The organism is Roseateles puraquae, from assembly GCF_002205845.1.
Taxonomy (GTDB): Bacteria; Pseudomonadota; Gammaproteobacteria; order Burkholderiales; family Burkholderiaceae_C; genus Pelomonas; species Pelomonas puraquae.
In genome coordinates, this window is sequence record NZ_NISI01000023.1 from 1 (window position 1) to 21,129 (window position 21,129).

General features: G+C 70.2%; 19 protein-coding genes and 1 rRNA gene. 13 read left to right on the top strand and 7 right to left on the bottom strand.

The window, feature by feature from the left end:
• Nucleotides 1-180 precede the first annotated feature (180 nt).
• Nucleotides 181-293: ribosomal RNA gene (rrf, locus tag CDO81_RS26735) — 5S ribosomal RNA — on the top strand.
• A gap of 426 nt (nucleotides 294-719) precedes the next feature.
• On the opposite strand, the gene CDO81_RS26740 is transcribed toward rrf, so the two are convergent.
• Entirely contained in the window at nucleotides 720-1,676 is a 957-nt protein-coding gene (locus CDO81_RS26740; protein WP_088486322.1) for a LysR family transcriptional regulator, read from the bottom strand.
• Nucleotides 1,677-2,003: 327 nt separating this feature from the next.
• On the opposite strand from CDO81_RS26740, the gene CDO81_RS26745 reads away from it, so the two are divergent.
• From CDO81_RS26745 to CDO81_RS26755, 3 genes are read left to right on the top strand one after another with little or no spacing between them, the layout of a single operon-like run.
• The gene (locus tag CDO81_RS26745) at nucleotides 2,004-2,828 is read left to right on the top strand and encodes an alpha/beta hydrolase family protein (protein ID WP_088486323.1); all 825 of its coding nucleotides are present in this window, start codon (nucleotides 2,004-2,006) and stop codon (nucleotides 2,826-2,828) included.
• Between the two features lie 42 nt (nucleotides 2,829-2,870).
• A complete protein-coding gene (locus tag CDO81_RS26750; protein ID WP_088486324.1) occupies nucleotides 2,871-3,524 on the top strand; it encodes a 2-hydroxychromene-2-carboxylate isomerase in 654 nt (217 codons plus the stop codon).
• A 32-nt stretch (nucleotides 3,525-3,556) separates the two neighbouring features.
• A complete protein-coding gene (locus CDO81_RS26755; RefSeq protein ID WP_088486325.1) occupies nucleotides 3,557-4,444 on the top strand; it encodes a UDP-2,3-diacylglucosamine diphosphatase in 888 nt (295 codons plus the stop codon).
• Here CDO81_RS26755 and asd read toward each other — a convergent pair.
• From asd to CDO81_RS26770, 3 genes are read right to left on the bottom strand one after another with little or no spacing between them, the layout of a single operon-like run.
• Nucleotides 4,437-5,321 carry an archaetidylserine decarboxylase gene (gene asd / locus CDO81_RS26760; RefSeq protein WP_088486326.1) on the bottom strand — a complete coding sequence of 295 codons (885 nt, stop codon included), beginning with the start codon at nucleotides 5,319-5,321 and terminating at the stop codon, nucleotides 4,437-4,439. The two genes, CDO81_RS26755 and asd, sit on opposite strands and share 8 nt — an antisense overlap.
• A gap of 4 nt (nucleotides 5,322-5,325) precedes the next feature.
• Entirely contained in the window at nucleotides 5,326-6,972 is a 1,647-nt protein-coding gene (locus tag CDO81_RS26765; protein WP_088486327.1) for an aminotransferase class III-fold pyridoxal phosphate-dependent enzyme, read from the bottom strand.
• 11 nt (nucleotides 6,973-6,983) lie between these two features.
• Nucleotides 6,984-7,589 (bottom strand): Mpo1-like protein, encoded by a 606-nt coding sequence (locus CDO81_RS26770; protein ID WP_088486328.1) that lies wholly within the window; start codon nucleotides 7,587-7,589, stop codon nucleotides 6,984-6,986.
• A gap of 112 nt (nucleotides 7,590-7,701) precedes the next feature.
• Between CDO81_RS26770 and CDO81_RS26775 the strand changes: the two genes are divergently transcribed.
• Nucleotides 7,702-8,946 (top strand): glycosyltransferase family 4 protein, encoded by a 1,245-nt coding sequence (locus CDO81_RS26775; RefSeq protein ID WP_088486329.1) that lies wholly within the window; start codon nucleotides 7,702-7,704, stop codon nucleotides 8,944-8,946.
• 121 nt (nucleotides 8,947-9,067) lie between these two features.
• On the opposite strand, the gene CDO81_RS26780 is transcribed toward CDO81_RS26775, so the two are convergent.
• Nucleotides 9,068-9,973 (bottom strand): LysR family transcriptional regulator, encoded by a 906-nt coding sequence (locus tag CDO81_RS26780; RefSeq protein ID WP_088486330.1) that lies wholly within the window; start codon nucleotides 9,971-9,973, stop codon nucleotides 9,068-9,070.
• Nucleotides 9,974-10,087: 114 nt separating this feature from the next.
• Between CDO81_RS26780 and CDO81_RS26785 the strand changes: the two genes are divergently transcribed.
• Nucleotides 10,088-10,840 (top strand): SDR family oxidoreductase, encoded by a 753-nt coding sequence (locus CDO81_RS26785; protein ID WP_088486331.1) that lies wholly within the window; start codon nucleotides 10,088-10,090, stop codon nucleotides 10,838-10,840.
• Here the strand turns inward: CDO81_RS26785 and lplT are convergent.
• Nucleotides 10,800-12,128: a lysophospholipid transporter LplT gene (lplT, locus tag CDO81_RS26790; protein WP_241517185.1), complete on the bottom strand. Its 1,329-nt coding sequence runs from the start codon at nucleotides 12,126-12,128 to the stop codon at nucleotides 10,800-10,802. The two genes, CDO81_RS26785 and lplT, sit on opposite strands and share 41 nt — an antisense overlap.
• A 74-nt stretch (nucleotides 12,129-12,202) precedes the next feature.
• Between lplT and CDO81_RS26795 the strand changes: the two genes are divergently transcribed.
• Nucleotides 12,203-13,456 (top strand): putative DNA modification/repair radical SAM protein, encoded by a 1,254-nt coding sequence (locus CDO81_RS26795; RefSeq protein ID WP_088486332.1) that lies wholly within the window; start codon nucleotides 12,203-12,205, stop codon nucleotides 13,454-13,456.
• Complete coding sequence (locus CDO81_RS26800; protein ID WP_088486333.1) at nucleotides 13,456-14,220, top strand: TIGR03915 family putative DNA repair protein; 765 nt, start codon at nucleotides 13,456-13,458, stop codon at nucleotides 14,218-14,220. Before CDO81_RS26795 ends, CDO81_RS26800 begins: the two co-directional genes overlap by 1 nt.
• Nucleotides 14,221-14,233: 13 nt before the next feature.
• Here CDO81_RS26800 and CDO81_RS26805 read toward each other — a convergent pair whose 3' ends face one another.
• Nucleotides 14,234-15,697: an ATP-binding protein gene (locus CDO81_RS26805; RefSeq protein ID WP_088486334.1), complete on the bottom strand. Its 1,464-nt coding sequence runs from the start codon at nucleotides 15,695-15,697 to the stop codon at nucleotides 14,234-14,236.
• A 167-nt stretch (nucleotides 15,698-15,864) separates the two neighbouring features.
• Between CDO81_RS26805 and CDO81_RS26810 the strand changes: the two genes are divergently transcribed.
• From CDO81_RS26810 to nagZ, 5 genes are read left to right on the top strand one after another with little or no spacing between them, the layout of a single operon-like run.
• Nucleotides 15,865-16,773 (top strand): glucosamine kinase nucleotide-binding domain-containing protein, encoded by a 909-nt coding sequence (locus CDO81_RS26810; protein ID WP_088486335.1) that lies wholly within the window; start codon nucleotides 15,865-15,867, stop codon nucleotides 16,771-16,773.
• A complete protein-coding gene (locus CDO81_RS26815; protein WP_088486336.1) occupies nucleotides 16,770-17,498 on the top strand; it encodes a GntR family transcriptional regulator in 729 nt (242 codons plus the stop codon). The genes CDO81_RS26810 and CDO81_RS26815 overlap by 4 nt, the downstream gene beginning before the upstream one ends.
• Complete coding sequence (gene nagA, locus CDO81_RS26820) at nucleotides 17,498-18,628, top strand: N-acetylglucosamine-6-phosphate deacetylase (protein WP_088486337.1); 1,131 nt, start codon at nucleotides 17,498-17,500, stop codon at nucleotides 18,626-18,628. Before CDO81_RS26815 ends, nagA begins: the two co-directional genes overlap by 1 nt.
• Nucleotides 18,609-19,643: an SIS domain-containing protein gene (locus tag CDO81_RS26825; RefSeq protein ID WP_193466544.1), complete on the top strand. Its 1,035-nt coding sequence runs from the start codon at nucleotides 18,609-18,611 to the stop codon at nucleotides 19,641-19,643. Before nagA ends, CDO81_RS26825 begins: the two co-directional genes overlap by 20 nt.
• Before the next feature lie 11 nt (nucleotides 19,644-19,654).
• Nucleotides 19,655-21,127, top strand: a complete 1,473-nt coding sequence (gene nagZ, locus CDO81_RS26830) for a beta-N-acetylhexosaminidase (protein WP_241517186.1) — start codon at nucleotides 19,655-19,657, stop codon at nucleotides 21,125-21,127.
• Nucleotides 21,128-21,129 lie beyond the last annotated feature (2 nt).

Sequence of the window (21,129 nt, forward strand, 5' to 3'; positions counted from 1 at the left end):
CCTATAACTTTGACTGCAAGCTGCAGATCAAGGTAAGTGTTCAAGTTATGTCGTTCTTCGAAGTACTGAAGACGCAATCAAAATACTGATTCCGCTGCTGAATATCAGCAGCGTGCAGACACCGTCTGCTGACTCTACGAATTGGGTTTATTGGCCAAGCCAGTAAACCAACCCGTCAAGCCTGACGACCATAGCGACTTGGTCCCACTCCTTCCCATCCCGAACAGGACAGTGAAACGAGTCAGCGCCGATGATAGTGCGGATTCCCGTGTGAAAGTAGGTCATCGTCAGGCTATTTATTGAAGCCAACCCCCATCGTCTCAGGACGGTGGGGGTTTTGCTTTTGTGGGTCGCAATAACCGCGGCATGCATACCGCCTGCGGCGTTCGACCAAATGCTGCTGCTAACCGCAGGGGCTTGGTGCCGGCGATCGCCGCAGCATGAGGATCGCTCGGGGTGGCAAACAGAGGCGGCGGTTCTTCCGATTCCCCCGAAACGTCATGATGCCGCACCGCCCCTCGGCGGCCGGGAGAGCGCCATGGGCAAACCGTTTGGCGCGGTCGACCCACACACGCTATGAAGCCGATGACACAAAGGACGGCCGTAGCGATTTCCAAAGCCCGGGCATCAACCGCTGCGTTGACGCCGACTGCAGCCATCAGCGCAGCGCCCAACAGGGCAATGAGTCATGGCCATCGCCGCCACGCTCAAACTCGTGCTCACGGCGTACCGAGCGCCTCTCTCACGAACCTCACCAGCACTCGCGCCGCCTCTGAGCCCGAGGGCACGGGTAGCGTCAGTGCTTGCACCCTCGTCAGGCCCACCTGCAACCGCCAGGCCGGAAAGAGCTTTTGCAAATCGGGCTTCCCGCTCTGGGCTGAATCCCGGTCTTGAATGCAAAAGTCAGGTGCGATCACCACGCCTGCACCTTGCCGAGCCAACTCGATCAAGGCGTCCAGATCGCTGCCCCACACGGACGCCTGGAGCATGACCTCCTGGCGCGCGCCCTCCTCGTGCTGCCAGATGCTTGGGTAGGGCTCCTCCCCCTGACCAAGTAGCAGAACGTCTGCACGCGCCAGATCGCTCGGTTGCGTCACGCTCTCGGGGCTGAAGCCATAGGCGTGAACCCCGAAGGACAGGACGGGTTGGGCGACCAGGTGCTCGGGCGGCGTATCGGTGATGCGAAACGCGATGTCCAGACCTTCCCGCAGCAGGTCCACGCGTCTGTCGGTGAAGAAGAGCTCGAACCGCACGGCGGGATGCATCGCTCGGAAGCGGGCCAGCAGCGGTACCAACACATGCCGACCGAAACCCGGCGTAGCGCTGATGCGCAGCGTGCCGTCGAGCTGATCCCGTGTTTGTCGAAGCGCCAGGCGCGCACCCTCCGCCGCCTCGCGAACCGCCCGTGCACGAGCGTGTAGCCGTCGGCCGGCCTCGGTTAGCCCCAGGCTGCGGGTGCTGCGAGCGAACAGCGCGAGCCCCACCGCGGACTCAATCGCCGCAATCCGGCGGCTGATGGCCGCTCGGGTCAGGCCCAGGTCGCGTGCGACCTGGGCAAAACTGCCGGCCTGGGCAATACGGGCGAAGAGTTCGAGCGCGTTGGCGTCCAGCGCTGCTTCTGCGGGCGTCTGGCGGCGCCGACCCACGCCCGGCGGTGTCGTGGCTTTTGTAGACATTCGATTGACAAACTGACGACAAAGCTCAATCTACTGCATCAGAAGTTGCCAATCTAGACTTTTGCGGTGCCTTGTTCGGCATGCCTAGCGTCTGCTTCCATCGCCATGTCTTCGTTGCACCTGCCGCTCGCCCCGCATTCGACTCTTCAAGCGACCCCTGAGCATGTGGCCGAGCCGCCCGTTTTGCGGGCCGCGTCATCCGCCGCCTCACCACCCCCAGCCCCCGCGCGCACGCACAAGACGACCATCCGCTGCAGCGATGGCCGACTGCTCGCAGCCACCTGGTACGAGCCGCCTTCGGCAGCTGCCCTCCGAGCGGTAGCCGTCGTGGGGGCCGCCACCGCGGTACCCGCCGGCTACTACCGCCACTTCGCCGAATGGCTCGCTGGCCGCGGCTATGCCGTGCTGACCTTCGATTACCGCGGCATTGCGGCATCCCGCGATGCGCTGCGTCACGGCGAAGACGTGCGGCTGCGCGACTGGGCCCGACTCGACATGGCGGCGGCCCTGCACGCCGCCGACCGCTACCGCAAATTGGCGCAGCACGCCGCTGGCCATCCGCTCGGTTTGCTCTGGGTGGGGCATTCGCTGGGCGGCAATGCGGTGGGTCTCGTGCCGGGCTTTGCTGACAAGGTCGACGCTTTCGTCGGTATGGCGGCCCAAGTCGCCTACTTCGGGCATTGGTCGGGCTGGGCGCGTGTCCAGGCGTGGGTGTTCTTCCACGCGATGCTGCCGGGGCTTGTCCGTCTGCTCGGGCACGCGCCTGGCCGGGTACTCGGCCCGCGTGCGCAAGACCTGCCCGCCGGGGCGGCGCTGGAATGGGCGGCCTGGGGGCGTACGCCCGGCTTCCTGTTCGGGGATCCGAGCCTGCAACGCGAGCGCGCATATCACGAGTTCACCGGGCCGGTTCATCTCTGGAGCATCAGCGATGACCACCTCTTCGGGCCTGCGGCAGCGGTCGATGCGCTGGCTGCCCAGTTCAAGGCGGCTGCGGTCGAGCGTCATGTGGTGGCGCCGCAGGACCTTGGTGTGAAGCGCATCGAGCATTTCGGCCCATTCCGGCGCGACCTGGGCGAGCGCCTGTGGCCTCGGCTGCTCACGCCCATCGAGGCGGCAACGCCGCGCCTGGCCGCACGGCTGCACTCGGCATAACTCCCGCTGCGCACGCGCCGGCGCCCCGCTAAGGTGGCGCGCATGATCGATGACAGATTCCTGGCCGAGAACCCGGTGGTGCAACGGCCGCCGCTGAAGTTCTATTTCGACTTCTCGTCTCCTTACTCCTACATCGCCTCTGAATGGGTGGAGGCCGTCGCAGCGCGCCACGGGCGCCGCGTGCAGTGGCATGCCATCTTGCTGGGGGCCACCTTCCAGGCGGCCGAGTTGCGCCCGCCCAGCGCTCACCCGCTGAAAGGTGACTACAGCCTGCGCGACTTCCAGCGCTCGGCCCGTTTCGCCGGCTTGCCCTACACCCAGCCTCCGGTCTTCCCCATCCCGACGCAACAGGCCGCACGCATCTTCTGGTGGCTGAACGACCTGGACCCGGCGCGCGCCATCGCCTGGGCCCACGCCGGCTTGCGGGCCTACTTCACCCGCGGCGTGCTGCTGAGCGACGATGCGGCGCGGCGCCAGCTGCTGACCGAGTCGGACATCGACCCCGATGCTGCCGAAGCCGCCTGCCAGAATCCCGCCTACAAGCTGCGGCTCAAGGCCGAGAACGAGGCCGCGATTGCGGCCGGCGTCTTCGGCGCTCCCTTCTTCATCGTCGACGGCGAGCCCTTCTGGGGCAATGACCGGCAGGCCCAGATCGACCGCTGGCTGGCCAGTGGTCCGTTCAAGGGCCTGCTCTGACCTTCACCGGCGCGTCATGACAGGCGGGCAGCATGCCCGCCATGCCGACGACGCAAGACCCCGCTGCAGCCGCCGACACGCCGACCCTGTCGGTGCGCACGGTGTGGATCTCGGACCTCCACCTGGGCACGCCCGGCTGTCAGGCCCATGCCCTGCTGGACTTCCTGCGGGACGTCGAATGCGAGACCCTCTACCTCGTCGGCGACATCATCGACGGTTGGCAGTTGCGCCGCTCCTGGTACTGGCCGCAGGCGCACAACGACGTCGTGCAGAAGCTGCTGCGCAAGGCGCGCAAGGGCACGCGGGTGATCTTCATCCCGGGCAACCACGACGAATTCGCGCGCAAATACATCGCGCACAACTTCGGCGGCATCGACGTCCTGGATGAAGCCATCCACGTGACCGCCGACGGCCGGCGGCTGTGGGTCACGCACGGCGACCTGTATGACGGCGTGGTGCAGTACGCGCGCTGGCTGGCCGTGGCGGGCGACCTGGCCTACGAGTTCACGCTCAAGGCCAACCGTTGGTTCAACCGCATCCGCGCCAAGATGGGCCTGCCGTACTGGAGCCTTTCGCGCTACCTCAAGCACAAGGTCAAGCGGGCGGTCAGCTTCATCAACGAGTTTGAGAATGCGGTCGCGCGCGAGGCGCGCAAGCGCGGTGCGGACGGTGTCGTCTGCGGGCACATCCACCACGCCGAGATGCGCGACATCGACGGCATCCTCTACTGCAACGACGGCGACTGGGTCGAGAGCCTCACGGCGCTGGTGGAGCATCACGACGGCCAGCTCGAGATCATCGACCGCGGCTACCAGGCCGCACTGCCGGGCATGCGCATCGCCGCGGCGCCGGCGCCGAGCCCCAGCCCGGCCGCCGTTCCCCTGCCCGTGCCGGCCACGGTGCGCGACACCCTCAGCTGACGCGCCTGAGCAGCGGCTGCCCCGCGCGCAGCTGCGTGCCGGTCTGCACTCCCGGCGCGAGCTCGAACCCGGGCGGGGCGAACACGATGATGGTCGAGCCATGCTCGAACCAGCCCATCTCCTGGCCCTTGGCTTGCGTTGCCGAGCACGGCATCTCGTTGGCACCGCGTCGACCCAGGTGCAGCAGCACGTCCAGGAAGTGCAGCCGGATGCTGGCCACCAGGATGGCCGCCACCGGCACCAGCGCCAGCGGCTCGCCCGTGGCCAGGCGCATGCGCAGCACCGCCCGTTCATTGCGGCAGAACAGGCGCTCCACACGGGCCAGTGCCACCGGGTTCACATTCCAGGTGTCGCCGCTCAGGTAGGTCACATGCTCCACGGTGCCGTCGGCCGGCGCGTGGAAGCGGTGATACATCGCCGAAGTCAGCCGCAGCGTGATGAAGCGCCCGCCCTCGAACACGCTCGCATCCTGGGTCGGGCCGAACAAGTCGGCCATGGCATACGGAGAGCCTTTGGCCTGAAACACCTGGCCGCGCTGCACGACACCACAGGCCCCCACGATGCCGTCGCTCGGGCTGCACAGGATGTCAGGGCGCGTGTCGAACGGCCGGGACCCCGGCTTGAGCTCGCGCGTGAAGCAGTCCTTCAGCGAGCGGAACTCCGTGCGCTGCGCTTCGCTCAAATCCAGTGGCGTGAAGAGCCGCCAGACCGCGATGGACAGCCGCGTGAGCCAGCGGCTTTCGATGCGAGAAAAGCGCCCCATCGCCTGGGTCAGCGCGATGCGCGGCACGCGGTTGGTCAGCAGGAAGTTCAGGTCTTCCTGCGCGCCCAGGCGTGCCAGCCAGCCCCGTCGGGGCAGGGTGGTCGTGTCGGCCATGGATTCAGAACTTTCGCGCCAGCATCTCGCGCATCACGCCGCGGCGGATGGCCTTGGCGGTCAGCTCGGGTGCCGTCCACCACCAGCCGTCCGCCTGCATCTCGGCGCAGGCGGCGACGAAGCGCGAGGCCACCGCCTCAAAGGCGGCATCGTCATAGTTGAGGCTGAAGATAAAGCGGCCGGTACCCACCCAGCTCAGCGCCAGCCCGTGCTTGCGCAGGTAGAACTGCAGCATCCAGTGGTAGCGGCCCGGCTGTGTGTAGAGCACCGTCCAGATGGTCGACAGGTTGGCCACGCGCACCGGCACGCTGGCCTGGGTGAGGCGCGCGTTCAGCTGCGAAGCGCGCGCATCCCATCGGGCGTCCAGCCCTTCATAGAGCGCCTTCACCTCGGGCTGCTCCAGGTGCCGCAGGAAGGCCGCCATCGCAGCAATCACATAGGGGTGCGCATTGAAGGTGCCGCGCGCAAAGCAGATGTCGGCCGGGCGGTCGTCGCGGTAACGCGTCATCAGCGCGCGCGAGCCGCCCACCACGCCGATCGGCAGCCCGCCGCCCAGCGTCTTGCCATAGGTCACCAGGTCGGCCTTTACGCCAAAGTACTCTTGGGCGCCCCCCGGCGCGAGCCGGAAGCCGACGAAGACCTCGTCGAAGATCAGCACGATGCCCCGCGCGGTGCACACCTCGCGCAGGCGCTTGAGCCAAGCGGTGTAGGCCGCGCGGTCAACGCCCGCACGGCGCGCGCCGTCAATCAGGGCCGAGTCTGCCGGCGCGTTCGCGTTCGGGTGCAGCGCCTGCAGCGGGTTCACCAGCACGCAGGCAATGTCGCGGCGTGACGCCAGCACCTGCAGCGAGCGCTCCGCCATGTCCTGCAGCGTGAAGGTCTCGCGCGGCGGCAGCGGGTTGCCGGGGCCCGGCTGCACGTCCTCCCACCAGCCGTGGTACGCGCCAGCGAACCGCACCAGACGCTTGCGCTTGGTGTGATAACGCGCCAGCCGCACGGCCTGCATGACGGCTTCGGTGCCGCTCATGTGGAAGCTGAACTCCTCATGACCCGACACCTCGCGCAGCCGCCGTAGCACGTCCAGCATGCTGGGGTGGTAGGCGCCCAGCACCGGGCCGAGCTCGCGGGCGGTCGCCACGGCCTCGTCGATGCAGGCCTTGTAGGTGTCGGTGCCCAGCAGGTTGACGCCGTAGGAGCCGGTCAGGTCGTAGAAACGGTTGCCGTCAAGGTCCTGCACCTGCACGCCGTTGCTCGACTGCAGGAAGCTGCCCACCTGCACCTGCGCGCGCAGCACCGGGCTGAACTGGAAGGGCACGCGGTAGCGGCCGGTGAAGCGCAGGTCCGGAATCGACTCGCGCGCCTCGGCCGTGGCCGCCAGCGTCTTCGCGTAGCGGGTCTCGAACTCCGCGCCCAGGCGCTGCAGCGCGGCGCGCCGCTGCGCGGCCACGTCGGCGGGCGCGCCATCAGCCGCGAAGAACTGCGCCTCGTCATAGGCATAGCCCGGCACCCAGCGGGCCAGCCGCTTGGCCATGCGCGAATGGCCCGCCAGCGAGCGATGCTTGGCGCGCGAAAGCTGCAGCCGCTGGCGGGCCGCCGGCAGCAGGGCCAGCACGCCCAGGGCGAGGGCGGACAGCGTCAAGGTCTCGTCCATGGCGGGCTCGCTCAGTGGGCGACGTGATCCATCGGGTCGATCAACTGGCCGCGCAGCAGGTACAGCGGGGCCTTGTGATACAGGTAGATGTCGTGGAAGGGGTCGGTGATGATCTTGGTCATCCAGGCCAGGCCCTGCATGGCGCCCTGCGTCACCCACAGCTGGCCGACGCGGAAGAACAGCCCCACCACGCCCAGGCAGAACCAGGCCATGCCCACGTCTTCCACATAACCCTGCCAGCCCACGGCGGGCTGGATCAGGCCGCCGAGCGAGGGGGAGAGCCACAGCACCGCCGGCAGCGCCACCCACACCGCCAGCAGCACGATCTTGCGGCGGATGTTGTAGCCGACCTTGATCGCTTCCTTGTATTCGTCCGTGGCCTGGTTCACCTCGTCGTAGCCGCGCGGCTCGAAGAAGAAGTGACCCGCCTGACGGGTCGTCATCGACACGCACCAGGCCAGCAACGCCGCCCAGGCCGGGTTCACGAACACCAGCGCGTAGGCCACCAGGAAGCTCACCGCGCTGATGAAGTGCAGCGTCTGGTTGATGCGGCTGTGGTGGTAGTAGCGGTGGTCGTCCCAGCGCTGGGTCTTCAGGGTTTGGAAGAACTCGTTCACGTGCCGTCCTCGTTCGGTTGGAAACTGGCGCGCATGGTGGTCGCGCTGCGTGAAAACGCCGTGACGCTTCCGTTGTCATCGTGTTGTTGCATGCCGCCGTGACCATTCGGTCATGAAGCCCGCACACCACGCCGACGACATCCTGGTCGATGACCTGCCCGCACCGCGCCACTCGCGCCGCCTGGCGGTCGTGACCGAGACCTACCCGCCCGAGGTCAACGGCGTGGCCATGTCCATGGCCCGCGTGGTGGACGGCCTGAACCGCCGCAACCACGACGTGCAGCTCATCCGCCCACGCCAGCCGGCACGCCTGGCCGTGCAGGCCGGCGCCCCTCGCGCCGATGTGGAAGAGGTGCTCACCAAGGGCCTGCCCGTGCCGCTCTACCCGAACCTGCGCATGGGCGTGCCGAGCAAGCGGGCGCTGGTGCGGCTGTGGTCGCTGCACCGGCCCGACGTGGTGCACATCGCCACCGAAGGGCCGCTCGGCTGGTCAGCGCTGCAGGCGGCGCAGCACCTGTCGCTGCCGGTGACGTCCGACTACCGCACCAACTTCCACGCCTACGGCAAGCACTACCGCCTGGGCCTGTTCTCCAAGCCCATCATGGGCTACTTGCGCAAATTCCATAACCGCTGCGACGCGACCATGGTGCCCACCGAGACCATGCGCGTGCAGCTCGCCGAGCGCGGTTTCGAACGGCTCGCCGTGGTGGGCCGCGGCGTCGATGCGCAGCGTTTCGACCCCGCGCGCCGCAGCGATGCGATGCGTGAGTCCTGGGGCGCCGCGCCAGGGGACCTCGTCATGGGCTACGTCGGGCGGCTGGCGCCGGAGAAGAACCTCGGCGTGGTGCTCGCGGCCTACGAGGCCGTCAAGGCGGCGCATCCACGCGCCCGGCTGGTGTTCGTGGGTGACGGCCCGATGCGGGCCGAGCTGGCCGCCCGCGCGCCGGAGGCCGTGTTCGCCGGCCAGCGCAGCGGCGATGACCTGGCCGCGCATTACGCCGGGCTCGATCTCTTCCTCTTCCCCAGCCTCACCGAGACCTTCGGCAACGTCACGACCGAGGCCATGGCCAGCGGCTGCGCGGTCGTCGCCTTCGACAGCGCCGCCGCGGGCGAGCTGATCCGCAGCGGCGTCAACGGCTGGCTGGCCGGCGCCGGCCGCGAGGCCGACTTCGTCGCCACCGCCCGCCACGCCGCCAGCGATGCCCCGGCGCGCCAGGCCGTTGCTGACGCGGCACGCGCCACCGCACGGCGACTGGACTGGGGCGACATCACGGCCCGCTTCGAAGGCGTGCTGGAAGGCGCCATCGCGCGTGCGGAGTCGGCGGCGCTGCTGCAGGGGCTGCAACCGGCGGCGTGAGGCGCAGAGCAGATCTTGGCGCGTGGGGGGCGGGACTGCCGCCGCACGGACCCCGCGGTCCGCAAGAGGGCGCAGCCGCACGTCCTGCAAGGCAGCCGGGGACGTTCATTCAATGCAGCACCTACCTCTGTTCGGCGGCCCCGCTCAGCGCCTGAACCAACGCGTCAAACACCAGCCGCGTGCGCGCCGGGACGGGGGCGCGTTGCGAGCGGTAGACGTAGAGCGTCCACGGCGGGGATTGGCAGTCGGCGAGCGTCCTGACCAACCGGCCGTCGGCCAGTAGCGGTGCGGCCATGAAGTCGGGCACCTGGCCGAAGCCGGCGCCTGCGCAGATCGCGGCGAACTCGGCGTCGGCGTCGTTGCTGATGAACACCGGCTTGGGCGGCGACACCTGGCGGCCTTCGGAAAACAGCCAGGGCCAGGGGCGGCCCGCGTTGGCGTCGATCAGTGCGGTGGTCGGCCGTGCCAGGAGCTCGTCCAGCGTTTGCGGCGCGCCGACGCGCTCGACCAGCGCAGGCGTGCCCACCACCTCCAGCGTCACCGGTGCCACGGCCCGGGCCACGAAGCGGCTGTCCCGCAGGATGCCGATGCGCACGCCCACGTCGATCTGCTGGTCGACCACATCGGCCAGCGCATCTGACAAGCGCAGGTCGATCTGCAGACCCGGGTGCGCAGGCAGGGTGGCCGCCAGGGCGCGCTGCACCAACTGGCGGCCAAGCGAGGTGGGCGCCGCGATCCGCACGATGCCCGCCAGCTCCGAGGGGCGGCGGCGGTCGCTGCGGTGAAAGAGGGCGTCCAGCCCCTGCACCGCATCCCGCGCCGGCCCCAGCAACTGCTGGCCGAAATCGCTCAGCTGCACGCCGCGTGTGCTGCGGTGAAAGAGCGGCTCGCCGAGCTCCTCCTCAAGCTCTTTCACCACGCGTGTCACCACTTGCGGGGAAATGCCCAGGCGCTGGGCCGCGTCCCGGAAGTTGCGGCTGTCAGCAGCCACGCAGAACACGCGCAAGGCGTCGAGCCGGTTGTTCATGCGGGGTGTTCCTGGTTGCGGAATTCAGAACGCGTGGATTGTCAATATACAGAGAACGCTGCGCTCTCCAAACTGACGTCCATCGCAACTCCAACACCCCCGAGAGGACTCCCCATGAGCGTTTCAAATGGCATCCAAGGCAAGGTCGTCGTCATCACCGGCGCCAGCAGCGGCCTGGGCGAGGCCACGGCCCGCCACCTCGCCGCCCGCGGCGCCCGCCTCGTGCTGGCTGCGCGCCGCGCCGATCGTCTGGCGGCGCTTCAGGCTGAACTGGCTGCCGGCGGTGCTGAAGCCCTGGTGGTCGCCACCGACGTGGCCGATGCCGCCCAGGTGCAGGCCCTGGCCGACCAGACCCTGGCCCGCTTCGGCCGCATCGACGTGTGGGTCAACAACGCCGGCATCATGCCGCTGGCCCCGCTGGCGCAGCGCAAGGTCGACGAATGGAGCCGCATGATCGACGTCAACGTGAAGGGCGTGCTGCACGGCATCGCGGCCGCATTGCCGGCCATGACGGCGCAAAAGAGCGGCCACTTCATCAACATCGCGTCGGTCGCCGGCCTCAAGCTGTTCACGCCCATCGGCACGGTCTACAGCGCCACCAAGTTCGCCGTGCGCGCCCTGTCCGAAGGTCTGCGCGCTGAGGCCCCTGAAGGCGTTCGCACCACCATCGTGTCGCCTGGCGCGGTCGAGTCTGAACTGAAGTTGGGCAGCAGCGACCCTGGCTCCGCCGAGGGCGTAAAGGCGTTCTACGAGGCCAACCAGATCCCGGCGGACTCGGTGGCCCGCGCGATTGCCTATGCGATCGAGCAGCCCGCCGATGTGGACATCAACGAGATCGTGCTGCGTCCGACGGTGCAGGACTTCTGAAGGCCCGGCGCGAGCGGAGCATCAGGGCGGCGATCGCTGCCGACATGGCCAGGCCCAGGCCGGTGAGGGTGGCGGCGATAGGCACGCCGGCCGCCTCGCAGCCGGCGTAGGCCGCCAGCATCAGCAGCACGCTGAGGTTCTCGTTGAAGCCCTGCACGGCGACCGAGCGGCCGGCGCTCAGCAGCACGGCGCCGCGGTGCTGCAGCAGCGCGTTCAGCGGCACGACCATCGCGCCGCCCACGGCGCCGACCAGCGCCAGTGTGATGGCGGCGGTGGGCACCTGGTCGATCTGCGTCACCACCGGCATGAGCAGCCCCAGGGCGAGGCCGGCCCACAGGCCGTGGCGCGCCTGGTGCAAGGCCAGCCAGCGGCCGGCTGCTGCCGCGCCGGCAATCACGCCCACGGCCACCGCGGCCTGTAGGTAGGCTGCCTGGCTCAGCGGCAGGCGCAGCGCCTCGCCGGCCCAGCGCAGCACGGCGAACTGCAGGGTCGCACCCACGCCCCAGAACAGCGTGGTGGCCGCCAGCGAGAGGCCGCCCTCGGCGTCTTGCCAGAGCCGGCGGTTGGCGCTGCGGAACTCGCGCAGCAGCGCGGCCGGGTCATGCGCGGCGCTGCGCTGGCGCTGGCCGCTGTCGGGAATGCCGGCGTTCAGCACGCTGCTCAGCGCATAGATCACCAGCAGCGCGAGCAACGAGCCGGTCAGTTTGTCGGCCGGCAGGTCCAGCGCGTCGCCCATCTCCGCGAAAGACGAGGCGAGCCAGACCGGGCTCACCAGCGCGCCGCCGAGCACCGCGCCGAGCAGCGCGGCCGAGACCACGCTGATCTCGATCCAGCCATTGGCCTTGACCAGCGCGGCCGGCTCGGCGAGCTCGGTGATGAGGCCGTACTTGGCCGGTGCATACGCTGCCGCGCCCAGGCCCACCACGGCCAGCGCCGCCACCGGGTGCAGGCCGAGTGCGGCCAGCACCAGGCCCCCCATCTTCACGAGGTTCATGGCCGCCATCACCCGGCCCTTGGCGAAGGCATCGGCCAGCGGGCCGACCCAGGGCGCCAGCAGCACATAGGCCGCCATGAAGCCGAACTTGAGCAGCGGTGCCCACCACGGCGCAAAACCTTGCTGCACGAGCAGCGCGATGGCGACGATCAGCAGCGCGTTGTCAGCCAGGGCCGACGTGAACTGCGCGCCGATGACGAGGCCAAAGCCCCGCGGCAGGCGGACCGCCGCAGGCGGGGCATCAGGGGCTTGGGCGACGGTGGTCACAGGGGCGTCACTGTCGGTGCCCGCCATGAAGCCGCGATGAAACCCCGCATGACGTGGGGATGACGTTTGCGGGATGACTGTATGAAATTACAGTTGTCGGCATGGAAGTCCAGAACAAGCTCGCCATCCTGGCCGACGCCGCCAAGTACGACGCCTCCTGCGCCAGCAGCGGCGGCGACCGGCGCGACTCGCGCGATGGCCACGGCATCGGCTCCACCACCGGCAGCGGCATCTGCCATGCCTACGCACCCGACGGCCGCTGCATCTCGCTGCTCAAGGTGCTGCTGACCAACTGGTGCGTCTACGACTGCCTCTACTGCATCAACCGCAAGAGCAGCGATGTTCGGCGCGCCCGCTTCAGCATCGACGAGGTGGTGCAGCTGACGCTGTCCTTCTACCGCCGCAACGTCATCGAGGGTCTGTTCCTGTCCAGCGGCATCATCCGCAACCCTGACTACACGATGGAGCAGGTCATCGAGGTCGCGCGGCGGCTGCGCGAGGAGGAGCACTTCAAGGGCTACATCCACCTCAAGACCATCCCCGACGCCTCGCCCGAGCTGGTAGAGCGTGCGGGGCGTTATGCCGACCGGCTGTCCATCAACGTCGAGCTGCCCAGCGCCAGCAGCCTCAAGGCGCTGGCGCCCGAGAAGGACGCGGGTGGCATCGAGCGCACGATGTCGCGCATCCACCTGCGGCTGCAGGCCGCGCGCGAGGCCCGACGTGAGGCGGCGGCCCTGCGCTCGCTGCCCGGCGCGGCGCCCGCCGCCGCGGTGGCGCCCCGCTTCGCGCCGGCCGGGCAAAGCACGCAGCTGATCGTCGGCGCTGATGCTTCCGACGACCGCGCCGTGCTCCAACTCTCGCACCGCCTCTACCGCGGCCAGGGGCTGCGCCGCGTCTACTACTCCGCCTACAGCCCCATCCCACATGCCAGCCGCGCGCTGCCGCCCCAGGCTGCGCCGCTGATGCGCGAGCACCGCCTCTACCAGGCCGACTGGCTGATGCGTTTCTACGGATTCGGCGCCGAGGAGATCGTCACTGAAGGCGGCTTCCTGTCGCTGCGCCACGACCCCAAGCTGGCCTGGGCCCTGGCCCACCCCGAGGCCTTCCCGCTGGACCTGGACCGTGCCCCGCGTGAATCGCTGCTGCGCGTGCCGGGGCTGGGTGTGGGGTCGGTCGACAAGCTGCTGGCGGCGCGCGCGCACCGCCGGCTGCGGCGCGCCGACGTGCTGGCCCTCGGGGCGTCGGGCAAGAAGGCGCTGCCCTTCGTGTGGGCGGTGGACCACCGGCCGCGGCCCACCGACTTGCAAGCCCTGGCCCGCCCCGCGCCGCCGCCGCAGCAGGCGACGCTGTTCTGATGGGCGGCGCCGGCCTGCCCCTGCGCTACCCGGCCGACTGGTCGGGCTTTGCTGCGCAACTGCCCGCGCTCCTTGGCGGTGGGGCCGACTGGACGCAAGCCGTGGGCGATCAGGCCGCGCTCTTTGCCGAGCCGGCGCAGGCCTCGCTCGCACCGTGGACGCCGCCGCCGGGCTGGGACGCGTTGGGCCGCCTCGTTGCCATGCATGCCGATGACGACCGTTATGCGCGTCTGCTCGCCTTTGCGCGCCGCCTGCAGCGCGAGCCCGGCTTGTGGGCTGACCGGCTCGATGCGGACCGGCGCCATCTGCAGTCGCTGGCCCGCCAGGTCAGCCGGGAGATCCACAAGACCCACGCCTTCGTGCGCTTTCGCGAAGTGGCTGATGACACTGCCGCCGGCGGGCGCCGGCACGTGGCCTGGTTCGAGCCGGCCCACCATGTGCTGCGTGCGGTGGCGCCCTTCTTCGTGAAGCGCTTTGCCCAGCATCCCTGGGCCATCCTCACCCCGCGCGGCTGCCTGCACTGGGACGGGCAACGCCTCACCGGCGCCGGCCCGGCCCGCCGTGAAGACGCGCCACCCGAAGACGCCGGCGAGGCCCTGTGGCTGACCTACTACCGCAGCATCTTCAACCCCGCGCGCCTGAAGATCGCCGCGATGAAGAAGGAGATGCCGGTGCGCTACTGGGCCCACATGCCGGAGACGCGCCTCATCAGCGAGCTGGTGCGTGACGCCCCGCGCCGCGAGGGCGGCATGCGCGGCGTCTGACCCGGCGCGGCCGTCAGGCGAAGCGTTCGAACAGCAGCGCCAGCTGGCTGGCGATCAGCAGCTCCTGGCGCGTCCAGGCGCGGGTGGCGCGGGCGTCCACCAGCCACAGGGCGCCGGCGAGTTGGGCGCCGTCGTACAGCGGCACTTCGATGCGCGCCTGCGATGCGCCCTCCAGCGGCGCGAGCTCGGCGTGGCAGGGATGCAGCGCGGCGTCGGGCAGGGCCAGCGGTGCGCCGTGGCGGCTGAGCAAGTCGACATAGCGCGGCTGCTCGTTGCGGCTGAGGCCGCCGGGCTGGTCCACTGGCCAGTGCAGCACCCGCATCAGGCCCAGGATGCGGGCGCTCGCCGCCTGCAGCTCGGCGCGCGCGGCCGTTGGCGGCGACGACGCCAGGCGCTGGCGCTGCCCGCACAGGTGCAGCAGTTGTTCTTCCGGCGTGACCGGCGCACCGCCGCCTTCTGCCGGCGGCGCGGCCAACGTGGCGCGCGCGGGCAGGCTCAGGCGTTCGATTTCGGACTGCAGGGCCAGGTGTTGCCACAGGTGGTCGAGCGCCCCTTCCGCGTCCCCCTCGGCCTGCAGCAATTGCGCCAGCTGCAGGTGCGCCTGGCGAGCCTGCGCGCGGGCCTGGATGCGCTGCGCCAGCGCCAGGCCGTGGCGCGTGGAGCGTACGGCGGCCGCGTTGTCGCCACGCGCCAGCGCAATCTCCGTCCAGGTGCGGCTGGCCGCGGCTTCCAGCCACGGGTAGCCCTGGCGGGCAGCGATGTCCAGCGCGAGTCGGCAGTCGGCCACGGCCCAGTCCATGCGCTGCCGGGCCAGCGCTGCGCGTGCGAGATGCCAATGCGCTTCGGCCTCGAACACGCGGTGCCGGCCGCGCCGCGCAGCCGCCAGGCCGTGGCTGAAGTGGCGCTCCGCTGCCGGCAGGTCACCGGTCTCGAAGCTGCCCACGCCGATGTTCAGCGCGAGCTTGGCGGCGAGATAGCTGTCATCGGTGCCCGTCAGCTGCTCGGCGGCGTCGCGCATGTGGCGAAGGCCGCGCGACCAGTCGGCCTGCGCGTAATGGATCTGCCCGAGGCCGATCCGCGCGGCCACGCCCGTCTGCAGGTGTCCGCTGACCTCGGCCAGATCCAGCGCGCGCGACCATTGCTCGCCAGCCAGCTGATATTCACCTTGCTGGTAGGCGATGCGCCCAAGTGCCTCGCACACCCGCGCCGCCTGGATGGGGAAATGCCCTGCCGCCGCGAGGGCGCCGGCCTGCTCCAGCGCCGGCAGCAGTTCCAGCGCCCGCCCCCGGGGCTCCAGCAAGCCGAAGCGCGCATACAGCGCATCCGCGCCGACAGCGGTGTCGCCGGCATGGAACGCCTGCGCGCACAGGGCCTCCAGCAGGCGGTCCGCGGCCGCCGGGTGGCGGTGCGCCACCTGGGCAATGCGGCCCAGCGTGCCCGCCAGCGCCTCGCTGGCGGCGGGAAGAAGGGTGAACACGGCAGCGGTTCTCGGGTTGGTTTCTGACTGGTATTCTTGTCGATGCGTGCCTCGCCGTCCGTGACGGCTTGGTCTTGCATCACCTTCGGTTATCGCAGACCAGTTTAAAACCAATTGACCTTGCGATCCTTTGGTATTAGAGTGGTATCGGCTCCTCACTGCCGACCATGCCACTCCTTCTTGACCCCCGCCTGCTGACCTCCCGCGATTCTGGCCGCCCGGTGCGGTACTGGGTGGGCATCGATGGCGGCGGCACCAGCACCCGCGCCGTCGTGGCCGATGCGCGAGGCGAGATTCTCGGTCGCGGCGAGGCCGGCGCTTCAGCCCTGGGCCAGGGCGCGGAGCAAGCCTGGCGGCACATTGCGGCGGCGGTCACGGCAGCCGGCGTGCCTGGGCTCACCCTCGCCGATTGCGCGCTGGGGCTGGGTCTCTCCGGCACGGGCGTGCCCGCGCAACTGCAGGCCTTCGTCGAAGCCGACCCGGGCGTGGCCCGCTTCACGCTGGTGACTGACGGACTCGTGGCGCTGCTCGGCGCCCACGCCGGCGAGCCCGGCGCGCTGCTGATCTCCGGTACGGGCTCCGTGGCCGAGGCCCTGCTGCCCGATGGAAGTCGCCGCATGGTGGGCGGCTGGGGCTGGCAGATCGGTGATGAAGGCAGTGGTGCCTGGCTCGGCCAGCAGGCCATGAAGCAGGCCCAGGCTGCCTACGACGGACGCGCCGCCGACGGCGCCTTGGCGCAGGCGGTGCGCGATGTGGCCGGCAGCTCGCGCGAAGCGCTGCTCAGCTACTGCGCCCAGGCCGGCCAGGCGGGGTATGCGCGCCTGGCACCGCTGGTGTTCGAGAGCGCTGCCACCGACCCGGCCGCCGAGGCGCTGCTGAAGGCTGCCGCTGCCGCCCTCGACACCCTGGCCACAGCCGTGCATCCCACCTTGCCGCTGGCCCTGGCCGGCAGCATTGCCCAGCGCCTGGCGCCTCGCCTGAGTGCCGCCGTGCAAGCCCGGTGCGTTGCGCCCAAGGGCGAGCCGGTGGCGGGCGCGCTGTGGCTCATCCAACAACCCACGTCCCGCCCCGCATGAGCGCCGTCTTCGACTTCAAGCCCGACCCGAACGCCGCCTCGCCGCTGTACATGCAGCTGGCCCAGTCGCTGGCCCAGGCCATCCGCGATGGCGTCTATCACGCCGACGAAGCCCTGCCCAGCGAGCGCGTGCTGGCCGAGCAGCTGGAGCTCTCGCGCGTGACGGCCCGCAAGGCCATCGACCGGCTGGTGGAGCAGGGCCTCATCATCCGCAAGCGCGGCTCGGGCAACTACATCGCGCCCAAGCTCGAGCAGCCGCTGACGCGCCTGACCAGCTTCTCCGAAGAGCTGCATCAGCGCGGCTTCGTGCCGAGCTCGCGCTGGCTGCTGCGCGGCTTCACGCCGGCTGCGCCGGATGAGCAGCTGTCGCTGGAGCTCAAGAGCGGTGAGCGCGTGGCGCGCCTGGAGCGGCTGCGGCTGGCCGACCAGGTCGTGATGGCCTACGAGGTGTCGGTGCTGCCGCAATCGGTGCTGCCGGACCCGCAGAAGGTCGAAGCCTCGCTCTACACCCACCTCGGCGAGCGGGCACCGGTTCGCGCGCTGCAGCACATCCGCGCGCTGAACGCCGACGCCAAGCTCGCCGGTCTGCTGGAAGTGCCGTTAGGCGCTGCGGTGCTCTTCATCACCCGCGTGGGCTACCTCGCTTCGGGGCAGGCGGTCGAGCTGACGCACTCCTACTGCCGCAGCGACTACTACGACTTCGTCGCCGAGATGCGCAGGGACTGATGATGCGGCGCTTGGAAGGCGACATCGTCACGCCCGCGGGCGTGGTCGCCGGCACTCTGGACATCGACGGCGGCCGCATTGCCGCCATCACCGGTACGCCCATCGACGCCGCGCGGGCGGGGCAGGGCGGTCGCCCGGTGCTGCTGCCCGGATTCATCGACACCCACGTGCACGGCGGCGGCGGCCGCGACACCATGGAAGGCGGCGACGCCATTGCCACCATCGCGCGCCGTCATGCGCGCTACGGCACCACCGGCTTCCTGGCCACCACGATGACCGCGCCCCTGGCCGACATCGAGGCCGCGCTGAAGGCCCTCGGCCCGGTCTGCCGCACGCGCGGCGCCGGCCAGGCCCGGCTGCTCGGCGTGCACCTGGAGGGGCCCTACATCAGCCCCGACCGGCTCGGCGCCCAGCCGGCCCACGCCATTCCGGCAACGCTGGCCGAGGTGCAGCGCCTCAACGAATTCGCCCCCATCAAAGTGCTGACCCTGGCGCCCGAGATGAGCGGCCACCTGGCGCTCATCGGCCCGCTGCGCGACGCCGGCATTCGCGTGCAGATCGGCCACAGCGCCGGCGCGTACGAAGACGGCGTCGCGGCGCTGCAGGCCGGTGCGGCCGGCTTCACCCACCTGTTCAACGCGATGACCGGCCTGCACCACCGCCAGCCCGGCATCGTCGGCGCGGCGCTGGCGCATGGCGAGCATGCCGAGCTGATTCCTGACCTGCTGCACGTGCACCCCGGCGCCATCCGCGCGGCGTTGCGCTGCATCCCGGGCCTGTTCTGCGTGACCGACTCCACCGCGGCGGCCGGCATGCCCGATGGCGAGTACCGCCTCGGCGAGCACCGGGTGCAGAAATGCCTGGGCGGCGTGCGCCTGCCCGACGGCACCCTGGCCGGCAGCGCGCTCACGATGGATCAAGCCCTGCGCAATCTCGTGCGGACGCTGGGCCTGGACCTGGTGCAGGCCTCGCGGCGGGTGTCGACCGTGGCGGCCGATTACCTCGGCCTGCCCGACCGCGGCCGCCTGGCCCCGGGCGCCTGGGCCGATGTGGTGGTGATGGATGCGGCGCTCGTGCTGCAGCGTGTGTTTGTGGAAGGTGAAGACCTCGATGTCGTCGTTGATGCTTGAAGAGGCGCTCAGTGCGCCAGACGCGGTGGCCCGCCAGCTGGCGGCTGACCCGCTCAGTTATGCCCGGCTCGGCCAGGCCTTGCAGGAGCAGCCGCCCGCCAGCGTGCTGACCATTGCGCGCGGCAGCAGCGACCACGCGGCGCACTACCTGGCCTATCTCGTGATGGCGCGGCTGGGGCGACTGGTGACGTCGCTGCCGATGTCCCTCATCACGCTCTACCAGAGCCGCATCCATTGCGAGGGCCTGCTGTCGCTGGCGTTCTCGCAGTCGGGCCAGAGCCCCGACCTGATCGCCCCGACGCGCTTCTTCCGCGAGGGCGGTGCGCGCACGGTGGCCTTCGTCAATGCCAGCGGCTCGCCCCTGGCCGCGGCGGCCGAGCATGTGTTCGAGTTGCATGCCGGCCCCGAGAAGAGCGTGGCCGCGACCAAGAGCTACATTGCCCAGCTGGTGGCGGGCGCCCGCGTGGTGGCGGCCTGGCAGCAGGACGACACCCTGCGCGCGGCGCTCAATGTGCTGCCGATCGCGCTGACTGAGGCGGCCAAGCTCGACTGGTCGGCCGCGCTACCCGTGCTGCAGGGCGCTGACCGCCTGTTCGTGCTCGGCCGTGGCACCGGTCTCGCCGTCGCGATGGAAGCCGCCTTGAAGCTCAAGGAGACCTGCGGCATCCAGGCCGAAGCCTTCTCCGGCGCCGAGGTCAAGCACGGCCCGATGGCACTCGTGCGTGACGGCTACCCACTGCTGGTGTTCGCGCCGCGTGGCCCGGCGCAGGCCGGCCTGCTCGCGATTGCCGAGGAGATGCATGCCCGCGGTGGCCGCGTGCTGCTGGCCGCCCCCATCGGCACGCCCTGCACGCCCGGCGTGGTGCAGCTGCCGCTGGTCACGACCGGCAATGAAGACCTCGACCCGATCGCGCTGGTGCAGAGCTTCTACCCGATGGTGGAAGCACTGGCGCGGGCGCGCGGCTTCAACCCCGACGTGCCGCCCAACCTGGCCAAGGTCACCAAAACCCATTGAGCGAGATGACGATGAGCAGCTTCGATCCTGGCCGTCTGGTGATGGTCGACATCCCCGGCACGTCGCTCGATGCGGGCACGGCCGACTTCCTGCGCGCCCAGAAGATCCGCGCCGTCTGCCTGTTCCGCAAGAACATCGGCACGGAGGACGAGGTCAAGGCGCTGATGCGCGACCTGATCGACGTGCTTGGCCCCGAGGCCCTGATCGGCATCGACCAGGAGGGCGGCGCCGTCGTGCGCGTGACCTTCCTGCCGCAGCCGCCGTCGGCCATGGCGCTGGGCGCCAGTGGTGACGCTGCGCGGGCCGAGGGCGTCGGTGCGGCGGTCGCGCGCGGCCTGAAGTCGCTGGGCATCAACTGGAACTTCGCGCCGGTGCTGGACGTCAACAACAACCCAGCCAACCCGGTGATCGGCGAGCGCAGCTTCTCCAGCGACCCGGCCGAGGTCGCCCGGCTGGCTGCCGCTTGGATGCGCGGTTCGTTGCGCGAGGGCGTGGCCTGCTGCGTGAAGCACTTCCCCGGCCACGGCGACACGCATGTCGACTCGCACCATGCGCTGCCGACGGTGGACAAGAGCCGCGCCGAGCTCGACGCGCTGGAACTGGCACCGTTCAAGGCCCTGGCCGCGCACGCGCCGGCGGTGATGACCGCCCACATCGTCTACCCACAGATCGACCCCGAGCGCCCGGCCACGCTGTCGCCGGCCCTGATCGGCGGCATCCTGCGCCGCGACTGGGGCTATGACGGCGTCGTCATCACCGATGCCCTCATGATGAAGGCCGTGGCCGAGCGCTTCGGCTATGCCAAGAGCGCCGTGATGGCCATCGAGGCGGGCGCCGACATGGTGCTGGCCCAGGGCTCCCCCGAGGAGCAGCTCGTGGCGATCAACGCGCTGCGTGAGGCCTTCGCCAGCGGCCGCCTGACCGCGGCGCAGGGCGAGGCCGCCAACCGGCGGCTCGACGCGCTGGCGGCGGCCTACCCGGCGCGCGCCGTGGACGACGCTGCCCACCGCGCCGCTGATCACGCCCTCGTCGCCGACGCCTGGGCCGCTGGCCTGACCGCGCTGCGCGGTGCAGCGCCGCCCGGGCTGGGCACGCCGCTGCGCGTCATCGTGCAGGGCGATGTGCCGACCGACATGGTGTCGGAAGCCGGCCCCACCGGCCGCCAGGCGGTCTCGCTGTTCAGTGCCTTCAAGGACGCCCAGGTGCAGATGGTGGACGACATTGCCCGCCTCGATTGGGCGACCGTGCCGCAGGACGGGCGGCTGAACGTGCTCGTCTCCACCCGGCGCGCTCGCTATGGGCAGGCGGCGGCCGGCTGGCGGCCCGACCTGCACCTGACGCTCTGGAATCCCTACCAGGCGCTGGATGTGGCCGGTCCGACCGTCGTCACCTGGGGCTTCGCGCCTGGCGCCTTGGCGGCTGCGCAGGCCTGGCTGGAGGGCCGGGCGCAGGCCGCGGGCCGCGCACCGCAGGGGCTGCAGTGATG

Coding starts and splice junctions, on each gene's coding strand:
- CDO81_RS26785 (WP_088486331.1), top strand. CDS start 10,088: ATGAGCGTTTCAAATGGCATCCAAGGCAAGGTCGTCGTCATCACCGGC.
- CDO81_RS26755 (WP_088486325.1), top strand. CDS start 3,557: ATGCCCGCCATGCCGACGACGCAAGACCCCGCTGCAGCCGCCGACACG.
- CDO81_RS26800 (WP_088486333.1), top strand. CDS start 13,456: ATGGGCGGCGCCGGCCTGCCCCTGCGCTACCCGGCCGACTGGTCGGGC.
- CDO81_RS26795 (WP_088486332.1), top strand. CDS start 12,203: ATGGAAGTCCAGAACAAGCTCGCCATCCTGGCCGACGCCGCCAAGTAC.
- CDO81_RS26825 (WP_193466544.1), top strand. CDS start 18,609: ATGTCGTCGTTGATGCTTGAAGAGGCGCTCAGTGCGCCAGACGCGGTG.
- asd (WP_088486326.1), bottom strand. CDS start 5,321: ATGGCCGACACGACCACCCTGCCCCGACGGGGCTGGCTGGCACGCCTG.
- CDO81_RS26750 (WP_088486324.1), top strand. CDS start 2,871: ATGATCGATGACAGATTCCTGGCCGAGAACCCGGTGGTGCAACGGCCG.
- lplT (WP_241517185.1), bottom strand. CDS start 12,128: ATGGCGGGCACCGACAGTGACGCCCCTGTGACCACCGTCGCCCAAGCC.
- CDO81_RS26775 (WP_088486329.1), top strand. CDS start 7,702: ATGAAGCCCGCACACCACGCCGACGACATCCTGGTCGATGACCTGCCC.
- CDO81_RS26740 (WP_088486322.1), bottom strand. CDS start 1,676: ATGTCTACAAAAGCCACGACACCGCCGGGCGTGGGTCGGCGCCGCCAG.
- CDO81_RS26815 (WP_088486336.1), top strand. CDS start 16,770: ATGAGCGCCGTCTTCGACTTCAAGCCCGACCCGAACGCCGCCTCGCCG.
- CDO81_RS26810 (WP_088486335.1), top strand. CDS start 15,865: ATGCCACTCCTTCTTGACCCCCGCCTGCTGACCTCCCGCGATTCTGGC.
- CDO81_RS26780 (WP_088486330.1), bottom strand. CDS start 9,973: ATGAACAACCGGCTCGACGCCTTGCGCGTGTTCTGCGTGGCTGCTGAC.
- nagA (WP_088486337.1), top strand. CDS start 17,498: ATGATGCGGCGCTTGGAAGGCGACATCGTCACGCCCGCGGGCGTGGTC.
- CDO81_RS26765 (WP_088486327.1), bottom strand. CDS start 6,972: ATGGACGAGACCTTGACGCTGTCCGCCCTCGCCCTGGGCGTGCTGGCC.
- nagZ (WP_241517186.1), top strand. CDS start 19,655: ATGAGCAGCTTCGATCCTGGCCGTCTGGTGATGGTCGACATCCCCGGC.